The 16128-nt window shown below is 61.3% G+C and carries 17 protein-coding genes; 2 read left to right on the forward strand and 15 right to left on the reverse strand.

The annotated features are described in order from the left end of the window. Positions 1-45 precede the first annotated feature (45 nt). The 5 genes from CXQ94_RS14775 to infC form a co-directional block, all read right to left on the reverse strand. Positions 46-984 (reverse strand): cation diffusion facilitator family transporter, encoded by a 939-nt coding sequence (locus tag CXQ94_RS14775; RefSeq protein ID WP_104091344.1) that lies wholly within the window; start codon positions 982-984, stop codon positions 46-48. Positions 985-1130: 146 nt separating this feature from the next. After that, positions 1131-2042: an RNA methyltransferase gene (locus CXQ94_RS14780; RefSeq protein ID WP_104091345.1), complete on the reverse strand. Its 912-nt coding sequence runs from the start codon at positions 2040-2042 to the stop codon at positions 1131-1133. 62 nt (positions 2043-2104) lie between these two features. Next, entirely contained in the window at positions 2105-2488 is a 384-nt protein-coding gene (gene rplT, locus CXQ94_RS14785; RefSeq protein ID WP_104091346.1) for a 50S ribosomal protein L20, read from the reverse strand. A gap of 109 nt (positions 2489-2597) precedes the next feature. Then, positions 2598-2792: a 50S ribosomal protein L35 gene (gene rpmI, locus CXQ94_RS14790; RefSeq protein ID WP_062005911.1), complete on the reverse strand. Its 195-nt coding sequence runs from the start codon at positions 2790-2792 to the stop codon at positions 2598-2600. Between the two features lie 107 nt (positions 2793-2899). After that, complete coding sequence (gene infC / locus CXQ94_RS14795) at positions 2900-4027, reverse strand: translation initiation factor IF-3 (RefSeq protein ID WP_104091347.1); 1128 nt, start codon at positions 4025-4027, stop codon at positions 2900-2902. A gap of 283 nt (positions 4028-4310) precedes the next feature. On the opposite strand from infC, the gene CXQ94_RS14800 reads away from it, so the two are divergent. Continuing rightward, a complete protein-coding gene (locus CXQ94_RS14800) occupies positions 4311-4718 on the forward strand; it encodes a DUF1844 domain-containing protein (RefSeq protein ID WP_104091348.1) in 408 nt (135 codons plus the stop codon). A 227-nt stretch (positions 4719-4945) separates the two neighbouring features. Here the strand turns inward: CXQ94_RS14800 and CXQ94_RS14805 are convergent, their stop codons facing one another. From CXQ94_RS14805 to CXQ94_RS14835, 8 genes are all read right to left on the reverse strand, one after another. Continuing rightward, positions 4946-6268: an MFS transporter gene (locus CXQ94_RS14805; RefSeq protein ID WP_104091349.1), complete on the reverse strand. Its 1323-nt coding sequence runs from the start codon at positions 6266-6268 to the stop codon at positions 4946-4948. Positions 6269-6328: 60 nt separating this feature from the next. Next, positions 6329-7219 (reverse strand): SseB family protein, encoded by an 891-nt coding sequence (locus tag CXQ94_RS14810; protein ID WP_104091350.1) that lies wholly within the window; start codon positions 7217-7219, stop codon positions 6329-6331. A 5-nt stretch (positions 7220-7224) separates the two neighbouring features. Next, positions 7225-7965: a bifunctional 1-(5-phosphoribosyl)-5-((5-phosphoribosylamino)methylideneamino)imidazole-4-carboxamide isomerase/phosphoribosylanthranilate isomerase PriA gene (gene priA, locus CXQ94_RS14815; RefSeq protein ID WP_104091351.1), complete on the reverse strand. Its 741-nt coding sequence runs from the start codon at positions 7963-7965 to the stop codon at positions 7225-7227. A 48-nt stretch (positions 7966-8013) separates the two neighbouring features. Then, the gene (locus CXQ94_RS22670; RefSeq protein ID WP_181034238.1) at positions 8014-8169 is read right to left on the reverse strand and encodes a hypothetical protein; all 156 of its coding nucleotides are present in this window, start codon (positions 8167-8169) and stop codon (positions 8014-8016) included. Further along, positions 8170-8850 carry an imidazole glycerol phosphate synthase subunit HisH gene (gene hisH / locus CXQ94_RS14820; RefSeq protein WP_104091352.1) on the reverse strand — a complete coding sequence of 227 codons (681 nt, stop codon included), beginning with the start codon at positions 8848-8850 and terminating at the stop codon, positions 8170-8172. Continuing rightward, on the reverse strand, positions 8847-9473 hold the full coding sequence (hisB, locus tag CXQ94_RS14825) for an imidazoleglycerol-phosphate dehydratase HisB (protein WP_104091353.1): 627 nt from the start codon (positions 9471-9473) through the stop codon (positions 8847-8849). The genes hisH and hisB overlap by 4 nt, the downstream gene beginning before the upstream one ends. Before the next feature lie 174 nt (positions 9474-9647). Beyond that, positions 9648-10745 (reverse strand): histidinol-phosphate transaminase, encoded by a 1098-nt coding sequence (locus CXQ94_RS14830; protein WP_104091354.1) that lies wholly within the window; start codon positions 10743-10745, stop codon positions 9648-9650. A 65-nt stretch (positions 10746-10810) separates the two neighbouring features. Further along, on the reverse strand, positions 10811-11203 hold the full coding sequence (locus tag CXQ94_RS14835; protein WP_104091355.1) for a LysM peptidoglycan-binding domain-containing protein: 393 nt from the start codon (positions 11201-11203) through the stop codon (positions 10811-10813). A gap of 354 nt (positions 11204-11557) precedes the next feature. Between CXQ94_RS14835 and lexA the strand changes: the two genes are divergently transcribed. Continuing rightward, the gene (gene lexA / locus CXQ94_RS14840) at positions 11558-12247 is read left to right on the forward strand and encodes a transcriptional repressor LexA (RefSeq protein WP_146070327.1); all 690 of its coding nucleotides are present in this window, start codon (positions 11558-11560) and stop codon (positions 12245-12247) included. 80 nt (positions 12248-12327) lie between these two features. Here the strand turns inward: lexA and CXQ94_RS14845 are convergent, their stop codons facing one another. Both CXQ94_RS14845 and hflX read right to left on the reverse strand, forming a co-directional pair. Beyond that, positions 12328-14400 carry an ATP-dependent DNA helicase gene (locus CXQ94_RS14845; RefSeq protein ID WP_104091357.1) on the reverse strand — a complete coding sequence of 691 codons (2073 nt, stop codon included), beginning with the start codon at positions 14398-14400 and terminating at the stop codon, positions 12328-12330. Beyond that, positions 14393-16045, reverse strand: coding sequence for a GTPase HflX (gene hflX, locus CXQ94_RS14850; protein ID WP_104091358.1), 1653 nt, complete (start codon positions 16043-16045; stop codon positions 14393-14395). Before hflX ends, CXQ94_RS14845 begins: the two co-directional genes overlap by 8 nt. Between the last annotated feature and the right edge of the window lie 83 nt (positions 16046-16128).

Below are 16128 nucleotides of genomic sequence, written 5' to 3' on the forward strand. Positions count from 1 at the left end.
GGTGCCGGCGCCGAGAAATCATCTCGACGCCGGCACCTTTTGCTTTTATGAGCTTGGCCGGGCGGCGGTCACATCCGAATAGATGTCGGGCTCCAAATAGATCATCGTGGCAATGGGCACGGCGCTGCGCACGCGCTTCTCGGCGGCGTCGATCGCCGCAGCAATCTGAACTCCGGTTTCCGACTCCGTGACGGCAATCTTTGCAGCCACCAACAGCTCCTCCGGGCCCAGGTGGAGCGTCTTGAGATGGATGATCCGGCTAACACCCGGGCCAACCAGGGCAGCCTCGATGGCCCGCACGTCCTCGACGGTGGCCGATTCGCCCAACAGGAGCGATTTTGTTTCAAGTGCCAGAATCACCGCCACACAGACAAGCAACACGCCGATCAGTCCGGTGCCCAGGGCGTCCCAGAGACCGTTGCCGGTGGCAATGGTCATGCTCACCCCGAACAGGGCGAAGACCAGGCCCAGCAGCGCCGCCGCATCCTCTAGGAGGATCACCGGCAGCTCCGGTGCCTTGGCAGTCTTGATGAACTGGCCCCAGCTCTTGGACCCGCGGGTGACGTTTGATTCCTTGATGGCCACCGTGAAGGAACGGCCCTCCATAACGATGGCACCCACCAGCACAACCAGCGGCACCCATGCCCACTGCGGCTCCATCCCGTGCGGGTGCTGCCACTTCGAATAGGCCTCGTAGAGGGCGAATACGCCACCGACGCTAAAGAGGATGATCGAGACCAGGAACGCGTACACGTACCGTTCGCGGCCGTATCCAAATGGGTGCTCGGGGCTGGCCTGGCGTTTGGCCCGCTTGCCACCCACCAGCAGCAGGAGTTGGTTGCCGGAATCAGCCAGCGAGTGGATTGATTCGGCAAGCATGGAGGAGGACATGGTGAGCAGGTAGGCCAGAAACTTCATGGCCGCAATGGACAAATTTGCAATCAAAGCAGCGACAATCGCCCTGCTCCCGCCTTCATGAGACACGGTGGCTTCCCCTCGCGATCCTCGACCCAGCGGTCTCGGCAATGGACGATTTGTCCACCGATGAGATATTACAGTCCCGGGTCCCCGCACCGGAACACCCGGAGCCGGGTGTTCGCTACAACAACGCAATCACCGATGGCGTTCGTTTAGTTGGCCCGGCGCTGCGCCCTGGCGCTTGCGTACAGGCACACCGTAGCTGCGGTGCCTAGGTTTAACGATTCGGCGGATCCGTACACGGGGACTGCTACCCGGTGGTCAGCTAGGGCTTTCTCCTCGCCGGCGAGGCCCTGGGCCTCGTTGCCGAACAGCCACAGCGTGGGCTCCTCCAACGCGTACTGGGAATCGGGAATCTCTTGTTCGAACGCCCTGGCCGCGCTTTCATCCTGGAGCAGGTCCAGATTCAGTTGGCCATAGCCGTCAGCAGCAAGTACACCGAGCCCGGCGGCCTTGGCCGCGGCCACCACATCGGCCAGTTCAACGCCCCGGACCACCGGCAAGTGGAACAGCGATCCGGCCGTGGACCGCACGGCCTTGGGGTTGTAAATGTCAACACTGGAATTGGAGAAGATGACGGCGTCGGCACCGGCAGCATCGGCGGCACGCAGCACTGTTCCGGCATTGCCAGGATCCCTGACCTGACACAACATGGCGATCAATTTGGGTTTCGCGGCTAGAACTTCTGAAAGCGGCACGTCAACAAAGTTGCATACGGCCACCACGCCCTGAGGCGTGACGGTGTCGGTCATGGCCGAGAGCACCAAGTCGCTGGCGACGCGGATGTGAAGTTTGGAGTCGCGGTGCTCCGTCAGTTCAAGCAGTTCGGGGTGGCGCTTGAGGCACTCGACCGACGCATATACCGCTTCAACGATGGGGCTTCCGCCAGCATCCATGCATTCTTTGTGGGCCTGCAGCGCTTCACGAACAGCCTGGGGGCCCTCCACGAAGAACTGTTCACGCTTTAAACGGCCCGAGCGCCCGGCCAGCTTCGCAACGTCCCTCACTCGATCTGCTCGAGGATTTGTCATTGCATCTGCTGGCGGGCGCCCGGGTTCACTCATGCTTAGGACTTTAGCAGTCCGCGGCTATGAATACGGAACCAGAGGTTCCGGCAAAAAGGGTATTACTTGGCAGCCGGTGCAGAGGTATCTGCAGGCAGGGCAGCCTTGGCGATCTTGACCAGTGCAGCGAAGGCACCGGCGTCGTTGACGGCCAGGTCGGCCAGCATGCGACGGTCAACCTCGATCTCAGCAGCCTTCAGGCCCTGGATCAAGCGGTTGTAGGTCAGGCCGTTGGCGCGGGAAGCAGCGTTGATACGCTGGATCCAGAGGCGACGGAAGTCACCCTTGCGCTTGCGACGGTCACCGTAGCTGTACACAAACGAGTGCAGCAGCTGCTCTTTGGCCTTACGGTACAGGCGTGAACGCTGTCCGCGGTAACCCTTTGCGCGCTCAAGAACAACCCGACGCTTTTTGTGGGCGTTTACAGCCCTCTTCACACGTGCCACGTGCGTACTCCTTCAAGTTTTAAAGATCCCAAGCCAATCAAGCCAGGGAAGGCTTTGATGAAATGGTTTTACGACCCGGATCGGGCCAAAAACCGATTGACTTGCGAAATTAGATTCCGAGCATCTTTTTGATGTTGCGGATATCAGCCTTGGCGACCAAGAGGTCACCCTTGAGGCGGCGCTTCAAGCTGGAAGGCTTGTGCTCCAGGTAGTGGCGGCGGTTGGCCTGCTGGCGAACGAGCTTACCGGAACCGGTGAGCTTGAATCGCTTCTTTGCACCACTGTGTGTCTTCATTTTAGGCATGAGGACCTGTCTCCTTACGTATCCACCGGCGCTGCCTGTGGTTCTCTTGCAGCGACTGGTTGGGTCACTGTGGGGGTGTATATTCACCGCTGAATAGTGAAAATACCTTATTCAGCTGAGTCTGTGGTTTCGACTGCGGTCTCGCTCTTTGCAGAGGCGGTCTTCGCAGCCGGTTTTGCTGCAGCTTTCGCTGCGGGCTTGGCGGCAGGCTTGGCTGCAACCGGCTTCGGCATCGGCTTGGGCATCGGGATCGGCTTGGCGGTCACCGGCTTAGGCGCTGCAACAGGCTTGGCGGCAACGACGGGCTTTGCGACAACCGGCTTTGCCGCGGCCGGAGCCTTGGCGACGGGTGCCTTGACCGCAGGCTTCACGGCGGCGGGAGCCTTGACGGCTGCCTTGGCTGCGGGGGCCTTTGCCACGGGGGCGGGCTCGACGGCGGGTGCAGCAGCCTGGGCCGGTGCGCTCACCGTTGCGATTTCCTCCGCGACGGCAGGTGCCGGCTCGACTACCGGCGCAACGGTTGTGTCCAGAAGCTCGACGACGGTATCGCCTTCGCCACCGGTCAACTGCAGACCCGCAGGAAGCAGATCCGCCAGGGACTGCGTCATGGGTGCCTTGTTGTCGCGGTCAACATCAACGCGGGCGGTGCCATTGGCAACGGCCTCGTTGTGCGCCTTGGCGTCTGCACGCTGCTGGTTGCGTCGGGCTTCAGCCTTGGCCTCAGCCTTGTTCTTCAACGGGCCAATAACCATGACCATGTTGCGGCCGTCAATACGCGGGCTCGACTCGATGATGCCGACCTCGGCAACGTCTGCGGCGAACTTCTGGAGCAAGCGAATGCCCATTTCGGGGCGCTGCTGCTCACGTCCACGGAACTGGATCATGGCCTTGACCTTGTCACCGGCACCGAGGAACTTCAGCGCATGTCCACGCTTTGTCTCGTAGTCATGGGTGTCGATCTTGAGGCGGAAGCGGATTTCCTTCAGAACGGTGTTCGTCTGGTTCTTCCGTGCTTCACGCGCCTTGACGGCGGCCTCGTACTTGTACTTACCGAAGTCCATCAGTTTGCACACCGGCGGCTTAGCCGTCGGTGCTACCTCAACCAGATCCAAGTCTGACTCAGCGGCAAGACGAAGGGCATCCTCAATGCGGACAATCCCAACCTGTTCGCCTGCTGGCCCAACCAACCGCACCTCAGGGACGCGGATACGATCATTGATGCGTGGCTCGCTAATGTGTAACTCCTGTTGAGTCTAAAAAGTGAACACCACCAGCAACGGAAGAAGGCCCCCCATTGCTGATGCAATCGGAGGCCTCGAGAGAGTTGGTGCCTGCATCCGTCAATCACGGGGTGCGGCCCGCCTTCACATGAAAGGCGCCAACCTGAACCAGACAACGCCATTGCTGGGTCGAAAGGTGGGAGAGGACTCCACTTGCAAACTGAATGCGTAGAAAATCACGGGGTTTTCGCCCCGTTCAAGTAACAGCACTCAGTCGGTCTGTGACAAGCTTAGCAGTATGAGTACCTCAGATAATAATTCGGACACCCGCCACAGTTTTGACGCCACCGCCGAGGACGCGCACGGCCACGCCGACGCCGCCTCCGAGATGCGCGATATTGCCGAAGTTCCCGCCATCGAGGTCATTACGACGGCGGCCGTTCACCTCATGAGCGCAGCAGCGGTCAAGTGCGGCCTGGCCGCAGGCCCGGACGCCGAGGAACTGAAAGACCTGGATGAGGCCCGCAAGCTGATCACGGCACTGGCCGGATTTGTCACGGCCGCCGCACCGGAAATCGGCAGCCAGCACGCCGGACCGTTGCGCGACGGCCTGCGCTCCTTGCAGCTTGCTTTCCGCGAAGCCTCAACCATCCCCGACGCACCGGGCAAGGGCCCGGGCGAAAAGTACACCGGAGCCGTCAACTAGTCCCCACTCGCTCCCACCACTCGCTTCGCTCGCGGCGGGTCCCTCGCGAGCGTGGGCCCAACGCGCCTCCGTTTGCCCGTGAGTGCGCACATAACGTGAGTAAAAGCACCACAACTCACGTTATGTGTACACTCACCGCGCTCGGGCTGCGGCGACGGCAAGTAAACAGATACAAAAAGTAGGGCCCGGTTCGTGATTCGAACCGGGCCCCACTTTTTGCCATCAGGCTAGACCGGGTCCGGTTCGCCGATGAGATCGTCAAAGTCGTCCGAGATGCCGGAGCCGTTCCGGTTTCGAATCACCCGCTGTGCCAGCAGACCAGCCACGGCCAAGGCGCCAGCTATGACACCGATGATCACAAATCCGGCCCATGGCCCGATGCTGTCAATCATGGCCCCGGCGAACGGTGCGCCCATGGCGCTACCAATGGTCATGGACGAGCCATACCAGCCCATGGCTTCCCCACGACGTCGTTCTTCCACGAGGTCCGCAATGTGTTCGGCACTGGAGGTCAGCACGGGGGCGCACAAGAGGCCCGGGAGGATGGAGAGCAGGCCCAGGGTCCATGCGTTCGTGGCGAAGCCCATGGGAATAGTCAGCACAGCCATGATGCCGAGCAGCCACAAGGGGTTGATGGAGCGCTTGAGCGCACCGTAGATCAGGCCACCGAGCAACGAGGCCCCGCACCAGAAGAAGAAGACGATGCCCAGCTCGCCTACCTGGTCGTTGGCTCGCAGTACAGCCACCATGCCAACATCGGTACCCGAGAGCACCAGCCCGGCCCCCAAGGAGGCACCCAAGACGGCAAGGACAGCAAGGTTGACCCACGACAAATTGTTGCGGGTTCGTCCCCAGAACCTGCCAACGGCATTGCTGGATACCGTGGTAGTTCCTTCGGAAATCTTCAGCGATCCGTTGTCAGCGACTGCCTTCGGTTTAGCATCCACTTCCACATAGGCACCGGGTTGTCCAGTGCGGGTGGGCGGATTTGTCCACATCAGCAGGAGACCAGCAAGGGCCGAGGACACGCCGATGATGACCAGACCAACCACCGTGTGGATGGTGGTCGCCAGCATCACGCCGGCTGCCGGACCCACCATAAAGGTCAGCTCGGAACCCATGGAGTCAAGCGCATAGGCTGAGCGGCGCTGGTCTTGGGGAACCATCACGCCAAGGGCCTGGCGAACCACCGAGAAGATCGGCACGGCAAAGAGCCCGCCAATCACGGCAGCCACCACCAGCAACTGATAGTTCAGGAACGGAGCCACGGACCAAACCACGACCTCGGCAATGACCGAGGGAATAAGGGCCCGTCGCAGACCATAAATATCAACCTGACGTCCACGCCACGGAGCACCGACGGCCATGCCGATGGTAATGGCAGCGGCCACCCCGCCGGCGGCGGTGTAGGACAGCCCCATGGTTTGCACCACGTGCAGCGTCAAGAGCACCCCAGCCGCGGCATGCGGGATCCGGGCGACCATTGCTATCAAAATCAGGCGTCGCACGGAGGCGACCGCGAGGATCTCGCGGTAGCTGGCAAAATTCACGTCAAAACTTCTCTCTTGTGATCCATCACAAGAGAGCATCAGGGCTACGCTGCGATGGTGTTAGGTGGTGGGGCTGGGGTGACGCAAACGTACTTTGACCGAGTCAACTGCCTGGGCAAAGTATTCATTCCCGGCCCAAGAATTCTGCAACGCGCCAAGGATGCTTTCTACGGCCGGTTGATCGAGCCCTGGCAGCAAGGTGATGGTGACGGCTAGTTCGGGCCCGGCACCGCCCCCGGCTACTAACCGTCCAGACGGTTCAGTTTTTTTGTCCCACAGGGATTCTATGCCCTGCCCCGCTGCAGCGGAAATATCAACCACGGCGGGATTACCTAGTGCAGTAACAGAGTCCCGGAGCACCTGCGCAACCGTGCTGTCGGAGTAGCTAGGAACCCAATTCTGCTGCTGGGCAAGGGCCCACATGGCGGGCCGGCGCACCACGAAGGGACGTTCCGAGCCGGGATCCAAAACCAGCAGTTGCGCTTCCTCAGCAACCGCGGACAACGCGGCCCGGGCCGCGTAGACAGCCACGGGCCGGGCCTCCGGGTGCCAGCGCGTCAGAGCATCTGAATGGGTAAAGACCGGCAGTGCGCGCCTGCCGTCGGGCGCCTGAACGGTCACCAGCGCCATGTCCGACTCCTTGTCGGAAACGAGTCCGTTCTCCCCCACAGTTTGTTCCGCCAGCTGGGCCACGATCGGAATGAACACCCGGATCGTCGCCAGCGAGGCAACTACGTCCGTTTCGGCACCGGATCCGGCAACCAATCGTGCAACCGCCTCCGTGAAAATCGGGTCGGCGGCGCCGTCGTCCTCGTCAAAATTGTGGTACTTTTCCCCGTCAGGCAGCGCCCTCCCGGACCATGGCTGGCCGGCGGAGTCAGTCCTCCCACCGGCTCCAGCCAAGGCTGCTGCAATGTGGGCCGGCAACTGTTTCTTGGGCGCGTCAGTCATGGTGGTTAGCGGCGGCCGGCCACGTCGAGAGCTTCAGGCAGGGTGAATTTGCCCGCGTAGAGGGCCTTGCCGATGATGGCGCCTTCGACGCCTTCGCCCACCAGTTCGCGCAGCACGCGCAGGTCTTCGAGACTGGAGATTCCCCCCGATGCCACTACCGGCTTGGAGGTGCGGGCACACATCTCGCGCAGCAGTTCCACGTTGGGTCCGCGAAGCGTGCCGTCCTTGGTGACGTCCGTGACAACGTAGCGGGCGCAGCCGGCGTCCTCGAGGCGGGCCAGCACCTCCCAGAGGTCCCCGCCCTCCTTGGTCCAGCCGCGGCCGGCCAGCGTGGTGCCGCGCACGTCAAGTCCGACGGCGATTTTCTCGCCAAAGCGCTCGATCACCTTGGCGGTCCATTCCGGGTTTTCCAGGGCGGCCGTACCCAGGTTCACACGGCCGACACCCAGTTCCAGAGCGCCTTCGAGGGAAGCGTCGTCACGGATACCGCCGGAAAGCTCCACCTTCACGCTCAGCGACTCCACTACTTCACGGAGCAGCGGCAAGTTCGAGCCACGGCCAAAAGCGGCGTCCAAGTCCACCAGGTGAACCCATTCGGCGCCGTCGTTCTGCCAGTTCATGGCAGCCTCAAGCGGTGAGCCGTAGCTGGTTTCCGAACCAGCTTCACCTTGGACAAGGCGCACTGCCTGGCCATCGGCAACATCAACGGCGGGCAGCAATTCCAGGATGGGGGCTGTGGTGGTCATGAGGTCCTCAACGTGATTTGTGAATGGGTAAGTACTGCGTGGGAGCCGTCAGGCGGAAAGCGTGAACAAGTACGCGGCCAGCAGTGCCAGGACGGCAAGAAAAGCAAAACTAATGGGAATCCAGCGCGGCGACTTTTGCTGGTAGAACGTGTAGCAACCGCCAATGAGAAGACCTGCAAGGGCCATGAGAAGCAAGGACCACATTTAGCGTGCACCTTTTCGCAGAGACTTGACCCAGTTGCGGAGCAGCCGAGCACCTGCGTCGCCGGACTTTTCCGGGTGGAACTGTGTGGCACACAGGGGCCCGTTCTCTACCGCGGCAATGAAGGGGGCACCGTGTTCGGACCAGGTCACCATGGGCGGCTTCATTTTGGGCTGAGCAACGTCGAAGTCCCACTTTTGCACACCATAGGAGTGGACAAAGTAGAAACGTTCGGCCTCGACGCCCTCGAACAACATGGACCCTTCGGGCACCGTAACCGTGTTCCAGCCCATGTGCGGGACAACGTCGGCGGGAAGCAATTCAACGGTTCCCGGCCACTCCCCCATGCCATTTTCACGCACGCCGTGTTCCACACCGGCGTCGAAGAGCACCTGCAGGCCAACGCAAATACCTAGGACTGGGCGCCCACCGGCAACGCGGCGGCCGATCATGCGCAGGGCATCGACACTTTTCAACTCGGACATGACTGAACCGAAGGCGCCCACACCAGGAACCACTAGCCCGTCGGCGGTCAGCACGTCATCCGGTTTGGCACTGAGAGTGACCTGCGCACCCGCACGCTCCAAGGCGCGAACAGCCGAACGGACATTGCCGGAACCGTAGTCAAGAACGGTGACGGTCGGTTGGTGTGCTTCGGGGGCGCCGTGCGTTTCGGTGCTCACAAAAGGCCCTTCGTGGACGGGATTCCGGTGACGCGCGGATCGGATTCCACGGCCGATCGCAAAGCCCTCGCAAACGCTTTGAACTGGGCCTCCACGATGTGGTGCGGATCGCGGCCGGCGATCACGGTCATGTGCAGGCAGATCTGCGCGTGCAAGGTGATGGCCTCGAAAACGTGCCGAGTCAGTGAGCCCGTGAAGTGGCCACCGATCAGGTGGTATTCCTGGCCAGCCGGCTCGCCGCTGTGGACGAGGTAGGGACGCCCGGACACGTCAACAACAGCGTTCGCCAATGCCTCGTCCAGTGGGATCGTAGCCTCGCCGAAACGGCGGATTCCCGCCTTATCCCCCAACGCCACACGAAGTACCTCACCGAGTGAGATGGCAACGTCTTCCACCGTGTGGTGCACATCGATGTGGGTGTCGCCGGTGGCCTTGATCTTCATGTCAATCAGGGAATGCTTGGACAGGGCCGTGAGCATGTGATCGTAGAACGGAACGGAGGTATCAATCTCAGATACCCCGGTGCCGTCCAGATTGATCTCAACCAGCACACTGGATTCGCTGGTGCCGCGTTCAAGGCGAGCTGTGCGTCCCTGGCCCGGCTGCCGGCTGTTCTCGGTCATCGTAAAAGCGTCCTTTGATTCGTTGGTTTCTCGCACCGGCGCGCATGGCCGTGTGCGGGAGAAAAGTGAAACAAGTGTTGGTGTTCCATCAGTTTAGAAGAGAGTGCCTGTTTCCACCCAAAACGGCCGCCCAAGGGGCAGCAAGCACAGGGTGCCACCGAGAGGTTACCTGGGCTACTTGGCGAGGATCGCTCGAAGCCCAGAAAGAAACGCCGTGGTCTCCGCTTCCGTGCCGGCTGTTACGCGCAGGTGACCGGCAATGCCGACGTCCCGGATGAGTACGCCCTCGGCAAGCAACTGCTCCCAAACAGACTGGGGGTCGCTGAGGCCACCGAAGAAGACGAAGTTGGAGTCCGACGAAGCTGGGCTCAACCCCATATCAATTAGTTCCGCCACAATCCGGTCCCGTTGGACCTTAATGGCCTCAACATTGGCCAAGAGCGAATCGGAGTTGCGTAACGCAGCCACGGCGGTGGCTTGGGTGATGGCGGAGAGGTGGTACGGGAGCCGGACAAGGCGGACAGCGTCCGTGACCTCCGGGGCAGCGGCCAAGTAGCCGAGTCGTGCCCCTGCCAAGGCAAACGCCTTGCTCATGGTGCGGGAGACAACCAGACGGGGGCGCCCAGGCAACAGCGACAGGGCACTGGGTGTTCCGGCATGGGAGAACTCGGCGTAGGCCTCATCCACAATCACGATGGCCTGTGAGGCTTCACCGGCCGCGTAGACCGCCTCGATAACGTCGAGGCCAAGGGCAGTTCCGGTGGGGTTGTTCGGGGAGCACAGGAATATGACGTTGGGCGCGTGGGCCCGAACTTGCTCGGCTGCCGAATCCGCACTCAAACCATAGTCCTCGGATCGGATCCCGGCCACATAGCCCGTGCCCGTTCCGCTGGCCAGCAAGGGGTACATCGAGTACGTGGGAGGGAAGCCCATGGCGGTTCTTCCCGGGCCGCCAAAGGCCTGCAGCAATTGCTGTAGAACCTCGTTGGAACCATTACCAGCCCAAATATTCTCTTGCGTCATCCCGTGCCCCAGGTAGGCCGCCAAGGCCCTGCGCAATTCCGTGAACTCACGGTCGGGGTAGCGATTCAGGCCATCCAGCTCATCCGCGACAGCCTTGAGGATCGCTTCTTTGGCATCTAACGGAACGCCGAAGGTGTTCTCGTTGACGTTGAGCAGGATGGGAACATCTAGTTGAGGGGCGCCATAGGGATGCTGTCCGCGCAGATCGTCGCGGAGCGGTAACTGGCTGAGGCGTTCAAACTGATCCATGTCACTAGTTTAAGTGGATTGGGGCCCAAGGCTGAACTTGTGACGGTCAACGTCCCACCATGTGGCTATTTGTGGATGGGCACAAACAGCTGCTGGCCGGCCTGCACTACGTTGGTGGTCAGCTCGTTCAGGGCCACGATCTCGCCGACTACTTCTCGAACATCACGGCTTGAATCACTTGCCGCCGCGATGGACCACAGGCTCTCTCCCTGTAAGACCGTTACCTTGCTGGCGTAGTCGGCCATGTCAATGGGGCTGTACTTTGTGGCGGCATTTGCGGGACTGGCCAAAGCGCCCATGAACAGGGCGAATACCGAAAGTAGCAGAACGGCGCTAAGCACCAGGGCCGGAATGCCTAGCAGGACCATGCGTCCGCGCCGGGTCAGCCGCAGAGACTGTGTGGCGGTTGCTGTACTCAGGACGGGGCGGCTAACTGTTGAAATCACCAATGCGCTCATGACTTAGGTTCCTTTTCACACCGTGGAGTTTCATCCCGTGAGATCCCACCGGGTGGCGGGAGACTCAGTCATTTTGCAGGAGCAAAACTTCCATAAACAATTTGTTCGATAGAACGTATGTTCTAACTGCTGTACTACTGTTTTAGCATCTATGAACGACTCCTGACAAGACTCGCTAGAACAAATGTTTGAAATTCGCACTTTTCTGGCTTAATCTTGAAGGTAAGGATTCGCCTCTAAAAGCAGTCCACCAGCAGGCACTGACATTATTGGTGGCATCCAAGAAAGGACCGAAGGATCATGACGCTTCCAGAACCTCCGCACCGCATACCCCAGGCCCCGAGCAGGGCTGGCATGAAGGGTCTGACAGTCCGTCAAAAAAAGATCCTTGAGTGCATTCAGCGTTCCATTGCGGACAAGGGCTACCCGCCCTCGATGCGTGAAATTGGCGACGACGTCGGTCTTGCCAGTCTTTCCAGCGTCACCCACCAGCTGACCCAGTTGGAACGCCACGGTTACCTTCGTCGAGACCCCAAGCGCCCGCGCGCCATGGAAGTGTTGATTCCGCTGGTTCTCGACGACGGCGTCGTGGAGATCGAGGGCGTAAGCTCCCCCGATCAAGTTCGCAGTTCCAACGGATTGAATTTTGCCCAGCTGAGCAGTTCCTCAGACACGGCGTTTGTTCCGCTCGTGGGCCGGATCGCCGCTGGCGGCCCCATTCTTGCCGACCAGATGGTGGATGACATCATGCCGCTACCGCGCCAGATCGTGGGCAACGGTGAGCTTTTCATGCTCAAGGTTGCCGGCGATTCCATGATCGACGCCGCCATTTGTGACGGTGACTGGGTGGTAGTGCGCCGGCAGAACACGGCCAACAATGGTGAAATTGTTGCCGCGCTGCTTGAGGACGAGGCCACTGTCAAGACGTTCCGCCAGCGCGACGGCCATACCTGGTTGTTGCCGCAAAACACCCGCTACGAGCCCATCCTTGGCGACAACGCCACCGTCATGGGCAAGGTAGTTTCGGTTCTCCGCAGCCTGTAGCAAGTGCGCAGCCCGTAGCAAGTGTCAATGACGAAGCGCCCGTGGTCCGCAGGCCACGGGCGCTTCGTTATGTCGCCAGGCTATTTGCCGGAAAGCCGTTCTAGTGCCGACAGGGCGACAGCCCTGTCCTTTGTGGACCAAAACGGCGGCAGTGCCGCCCGCAGGAATCCGCCGTAGCTGGCGTTGGCCAGGCGGGAGTCCAGAACGGCTACCACTCCCCTGTCGCTGCTGGAACGAATGAGGCGTCCTACGCCCTGTGCCAGCCGAATGGCTGCGTGGGTTGCGGAGATGGCAATGAAACCGTCGCCCCCGCTTTGGGCCACGGCCCTGGCCCGGGCGGTTACAAGCGGGTCATCCGGACGGGGAAAGGGAATCCTGTCAATGACGACCAGGCGGCAGGAGGCCCCCTGGACGTCGACGCCCTGCCATAAGGACATGGTGCCGAACAAGCAGGTGTCGGGTTCGTCGGCAAATTCCTTGATCAAACCGGCAATCGAGGAATCCCCCTGGCAGAGGATCTTGACCTTGAGCTTCTTGCGGAGCTTCTCTGCGGCGTCCTCGGCCGCACGACGTGAGGAGAACAAAGCAAGAGTTCCTCCCCCAGCGGCGGTGATCAAGGCCTCCAATTCGGCTAATTGCTCCGGAGAGTTCCCGAAACCGGGCTTTTGCAGATGCGCCGCAACGTACAGCATGCCCTGTTTGGGATAGTCGAAGGGCGAGCCGACGTCGGCACCAGTCCAGTCAGGCGCATTGGCACCCAACAGACCAAGCCCCCCGGCCGTGGCTTGGAACGACTCGCCAATGGCAAGTGTTGCCGAGGTGAGAATGACGGTGTGGTCGGCGAAGAGGCCTTCGCGCAGTTTCCCGGCAACGCTGAGCGGGGCAATGTTGATGACGGGAGGTTCGGTCTCATCCGCCTTTTGATACCCCTGCCCTGGCGTGAAGCTGCCCACCCGCGCAGTCCATACGACTTCCCGGGCATCCTGGGCATCCAGGAACCTCTCACACAGGTCAAAGATCAGGTTCAGCCGGGATCGGGCAATGGAGCGCCCGCCGTCGACGGCCGCCGATCCTTCCGGTTTAGAGTCCGAAAGTGCCACGCGCGCAGCGTCGCGCAACTGGCTAATGGCGTCCGTTTGGACGTCGTTGAGCCCGTTGGGCAACAGCCCCGAAGGAGTCCCGGCAAAAGCCAGATCCAAGGCGTTGCCAGCCGCATGGAGCGCATCAACAGAAACGCCGGTGTGTTTGCGTGTGCTTGATGCCGCGGCTTGCACCATCTGGACCGAAAGCTGACCGGTGACGGCACCCGTTACACGGTCTTGAAGCTCGTGAGCCTCATCTACCACCACCACGTCGTAGTCCGGCAGCACAGCGATCCCCTCAAAAGCGCTGATGGCCAGCATGGCGTGGTTGGTGACAACAATGTCAGCCTCGGCACCCTTGGCCCGGGCTACTTCGGAGAAGCAAATCTCTGCCAGCGGGCATTTTTGCGCACCAAGGCACTCCATGGACGTGACAGAAACCTGCCGCCATGCCTTGTCCGTGACACCGGGCAGCAACTCGTCACGGTCTCCGGTTTCGGTGTCCTGAGCCCAGTCACGCAGGCGCACCACTTCGCGGCCAAGAGCGGATGTTGGTCCGGTCTTGGCACCGGGCAGGTGCACAACGCTGGAGTCTTCACCCAGGCTAAAAAGCGCTCCCTCGGAGGAGTCCTCAGAGGGAAACCCGCCTTCGAGCTTTTGCTTGCACACGTAGTTGCTGCGGCCCTTAACAAGGGCGACGTCGATAGGGCGCGGAAGCAGCGGCTCCAAGGCAGCAAGCAACCGGGGCACATCCCGGCCCACGATCTGGGCCTGCAGGGCTAGTGTTGCCGTTGCCACCACGGACGGCTTATCACTGGTCAGGGCATGGACAATCAAGGGGATCAGGTAGGCCAATGACTTACCGGTGCCAGTTCCGGCTTGCACCAAGAGGTGATCGCCGGTTTCAATGGCCGCCACTACCTTGCGAACCATCTCATGCTGACCTTCACGACGCTGGCCACCCATGGCGTCCACGGCGCTATCGAGCAGTTCCAGGGCCTGGGCCGTCAGGTCGTCACTTGAAGACTCCGAGGGTCGGGAAATCGTCGCTTCGGCAACACCTTTATCCATGCTGGACAAAGGGTGCCACTTCGGCGGCCAAGTCGTCACGGACACGCACGTGCGCCACCGTGCCGGTTTCGCCATGATCGATGCTGAGAATTTCTGCATCGCTTCCGTGCAATCGGTTCAACACATCGCCGCGGTCATAAGGAATCAGGAGTGTCAGGTCTACCCCCGGACGGGGAATGGCCTCGCTGACGGCGTCGAGAAGTACCTGAAGGCCCTCTCCTGTGCGGGCGGAAAACTCCACACTGCGGGGCTCACGCTGGCGCAGGCGTTGAACGACCAAAGGATCGGCGATGTCCACCTTGTTCAAGATGATGATCTCGGGAATCTTCAGTGCGCCGACCTCGGCAAAAACGGTGCGCACGGCAGCGATCTGGCCCTCGGGATCCGGATGGGAGGCGTCAACGATGTGCAAGATCAAATCCGCGTCCGCCACTTCCTCCAAGGTAGAGCGGAAGGCCTCAACCAGCTGGGTGGGCAGCGAACGCACAAAGCCCACCGTATCGACAAGGGTGTAGCCAAGCCCGTCTGCAGTCTCCGTCTTGCGCACAGTGGGATCCAGGGTCGCGAACAAGGCGTTCTCAACCAGGACACCGGCATTGGTGAGCCTATTGAGCAGCGATGACTTACCGGCGTTGGTGTAGCCGGCAATGGCCACGGACGGGACCGCATTGCGCTTCCTGTTGGCACGCTTGGTCTCTCGCGCGGGCTTCATGGCCGCAATTTCACGGCGCAGCTTCGCCATGCGGGTGCGGATCTTGCGGCGGTCCAGTTCCATCTTGGTTTCACCGGGGCCTCGAGAGCCAATGCCACCGCCTGCGGCACCAACACGGCCACCGGCCTGGCGGGACATGGATTCACCCCAACCGCGCAGGCGCGGCAACAGGTATTCCATCTGGGCCAGCTCCACCTGGGCGCGGCCTTCGCGTGACTGTGCGTGCTGGGCGAAAATGTCAAGAATCAGTGCCGTCCGGTCAATGACCTTGACCTTGACGACTTCCTCAAGAGTGCGGCGTTGGGATGGGGCCAGGTCGCCGTCAATGATGACGGTGTCGGCGCCCGTGGCGTGGACAATCGCCTTGAGCTCCTCCGCCTTGCCGGTCCCCAGGTAGGTGGCCGGATCCGGCTTGGCCCGGCGCTGGACCATCCCGTCGAGGACTTCCGAGCCGGCGGTTTCGGCTAGTGCGGCGAGCTCGCGGAGCGAGTTCTCGGCGTCGGCCATGGTGCCCGTGCTCCAAATACCTGCCAGAACAACCCGTTCCAGCCGCAGCTGGCGGTATTCGACCTCGGTGACGTCTTCAAGTTCGGTGGACAGCCCGGCCTTGCGCCGCAAGGCGTTTCGTTCAGCCAGTTCCGACTGGTCGCCGTCGAACCGGCTGTGCTCAAAGGCTAGGTTGGAGACGGCCTGGGCGCGGCCGATGATGGGGTGGCTGGCGACAGGCGTGGCCTGGGGATCGTCGGCGTCGAGCCGGGCCTCGTCGCGGACTGCCCGTGAAGTTGCCGCGTCCTTGGCAAGAATCCGGTCAATCACTGCCTCGATCTCGGCCACAGAAAGATCCGAGGCCGCGTTCCCGGCAGTCCCCGATGAGGGTTCACTGGCGGGGACGTTGGGGTCAGCGGAATCGTGTGGTGCAGATGCGTTGGACATGTTCTCCTTATTGGCGTTACCTCAATCGTAGTCCCGTGCACCGACACGCACATCTTCACCCGCGCCTTGCCTGTGGACAAAGC

This window comes from Arthrobacter sp. GMC3, from assembly GCF_002929305.1.
GTDB lineage: Bacteria > Actinomycetota > Actinomycetes > Actinomycetales > Micrococcaceae > Specibacter.